Consider the following 3075-nt stretch of genomic DNA (forward strand, 5'->3'; position numbering starts at 1 on the left):
AATCGTGGTTAAGTCCTCGATCGATTAGTATCAGTCCGCTCCAACCATCACTGGCCTTCCACTTCTGACCTATCTACCTGATCATCTCTCAGGGATCTTACTTTCTTAAAGAAATGGGAAATCTCATCTTGAGGTGGGCTTCACACTTAGATGCTTTCAGCGTTTATCCCTTCCCTACATAGCTACCCAGCGATGCCTCTGGCGAGACAACTGGTACACCAGCGGTAAGTCCATCCCGGTCCTCTCGTACTAAGGACAGCTCCTCTCAAATTTCCAACGCCCGCGACGGATAGGGACCGAACTGTCTCACGACGTTCTGAACCCAGCTCGCGTGCCGCTTTAATGGGCGAACAGCCCAACCCTTGGGACCGACTACAGCCCCAGGATGCGACGAGCCGACATCGAGGTGCCAAACCTCCCCGTCGATGTGGACTCTTGGGGGAGATAAGCCTGTTATCCCCAGGGTAGCTTTTATCCGTTGAGCGATGGCCCTTCCATGCGGAACCACCGGATCACTAAGCCCGACTTTCGTCCCTGCTCGAGTTGTAGCTCTCGCAGTCAAGCTCCCTTCTGCCTTTACACTCTTCGAATGATTTCCAACCATTCTGAGGGAACCTTTGGGCGCCTCCGTTACCTTTTAGGAGGCGACCGCCCCAGTCAAACTGCCCATCTGACACTGTCTCCCAGCCCGATAAGGGCTGCGGGTTAGAGTGGCCATAACGCAAGGGTAGTATCCCACCATTGCCTCCATCGAAACTGGCGTCCCGATCTCTACGGCTCCTACCTATCCTGTACATGCGGTACAGACACTCAATATCAAACTACAGTAAAGCTCCATGGGGTCTTTCCGTCCTGTCGCGGGTAACCTGCATCTTCACAGGTACTAAAATTTCACCGAGTCTCTCGTTGAGACAGTGCCCAAATCGTTACGCCTTTCGTGCGGGTCGGAACTTACCCGACAAGGAATTTCGCTACCTTAGGACCGTTATAGTTACGGCCGCCGTTTACTGGGGCTTCAATTCGTACCTTCGCTTACGCTAAGCACTCCTCTTAACCTTCCAGCACCGGGCAGGCGTCAGCCCCTATACGTCATCTTTCGATTTTGCAGAGACCTGTGTTTTTGATAAACAGTCGCTTGGGCCTATTCACTGCGGCTGCTCGTTAGAGCAGCACCCCTTCTCCCGAAGTTACGGGGTCATTTTGCCGAGTTCCTTAACGAGAGTTCTCTCGCTCACCTTAGGATGCTCTCCTCGACTACCTGTGTCGGTTTGCGGTACGGGCCATTGTTTTCTCACTAGAAGCTTTTCTTGGCAGTGTGACATCAGAAGCTTCGGTACTATTATTTCCCTCCTCATCACAGCTTGTCCTTGAAAGTAGAAGCATTTGACTCCCACTAAGACTCACTGCTTGAACAGACATATCCATCAGTCTGCACTTCTTAGCCTCCTGCGTCCCTCCATTGCTCAAACAAAAACAACGGGTACAGGAATATCAACCTGTTGTCCATCGCCTACGCCTGTCGGCCTCGGCTTAGGTCCCGACTAACCCTGGGCGGACGAGCCTTCCCCAGGAAACCTTAGTCATACGGTGGACAGGATTCTCACCTGTCTTTCGCTACTCATACCGGCATTCTCACTTCTAAGCGCTCCAGTAGTCCTCACGATCTACCTTCAACGCCCTTAGAACGCTCTCCTACCAATGCACCTTACGGTGCACTCCACAGCTTCGGTAAACTATTTAGCCCCGGTACATTTTCGGCGCAGGGTCACTCGACTAGTGAGCTATTACGCACTCTTTAAATGGTGGCTGCTTCTAAGCCAACATCCTAGTTGTCTGTGCAACCCCACATCCTTTTCCACTTAATAGTTATTTGGGGACCTTAGCTGGTGGTCTGGGCTGTTTCCCTTTCGACTATGGATCTTATCACTCACAGTCTGACTCCCGGATATGAATGAATGGCATTCGGAGTTTATCTGAATTCGGTAACCCGAGATGGGCCCCTAGTCCAAACAGTGCTCTACCTCCATCATTCTCAATTCCGAGGCTAGCCCTAAAGCTATTTCGGAGAGAACCAGCTATCTCCAAGTTCGTTTGGAATTTCTCCGCTACCCACACCTCATCCCCGCACTTTTCAACGTACGTGGGTTCGGTCCTCCAGTGCGTTTTACCGCACCTTCAACCTGGACATGGGTAGATCACATGGTTTCGGGTCTACGACAACATACTCATTCGCCCTATTCAGACTCGCTTTCGCTGCGGCTCCGTCTCTTCAACTTAACCTCGCATGCTATCGTAACTCGCCGGTTCATTCTACAAAAGGCACGCTATCACCCATTAACGGGCTCTAACTTGTTGTAGGCACACGGTTTCAGGATCTATTTCACTCCCCTTCCGGGGTGCTTTTCACCTTTCCCTCACGGTACTGGTTCACTATCGGTCACTAGGGAGTATTTAGCCTTGGGAGATGGTCCTCCCGGATTCCGACGGAATTCCTCGTGTTCCGCCGTACTCAGGATCCTCCTAGGTGTGAGCCAGATTTCATCTACGGGGTTTTTACCCTCTTTGACATACTTTTCCAAGTATTTCGACTATCTGTTTCAACTACCATATCGGAGTCCTACAACCCCAACAAGCAAGCTTGTTGGTTTGGGCTTTTCCCGTTTCGCTCGCCGCTACTCAGGGAATCGAATTTTCTTTCTCTTCCTGCAGGTACTTAGATGTTTCAGTTCTCTGCGTCTACCTCACAGCTGCTATGTATTCACAACTGTGTAACATCCTATAAAAGATGCTGGGTTCCCCCATTCGGAAATCTCTGGATCATAGCTTACTTACAGCTCCCCAAAGCATATCGGTGTTAGTCCCGTCCTTCATCGGCTCCTAGTGCCAAGGCATCCACCGTGCGCCCTTATTCACTTAACCTTTGACCTTACGGTCGGTGTTGAGTACTTCTTCTAGCGATAGAAGGTTGCTCAAGAAAATAAGCGTTGAACTTATTAAAAAACTCTTTAACTTGTCAACTCGGTGTGTGTTACTTGTTTTGATTTTCTTCGATATCCAGTTTTCAATGAACAAACT

The 3075-nt window shown here is 50.2% G+C and carries 1 rRNA gene; it reads right to left on the reverse strand.

The features are described from left to right. Positions 1–4 precede the first annotated feature (4 nt). Positions 5–2919: ribosomal RNA gene (locus tag EG2_RS18020) — 23S ribosomal RNA — on the reverse strand. Positions 2920–3075 lie beyond the last annotated feature (156 nt).

The sequence above is a fragment of the Enterococcus gallinarum NBRC 100675 genome (assembly GCF_001544275.1).
GTDB classification, from domain to species: Bacteria; Bacillota; Bacilli; order Lactobacillales; family Enterococcaceae; genus Enterococcus_D; species Enterococcus_D gallinarum.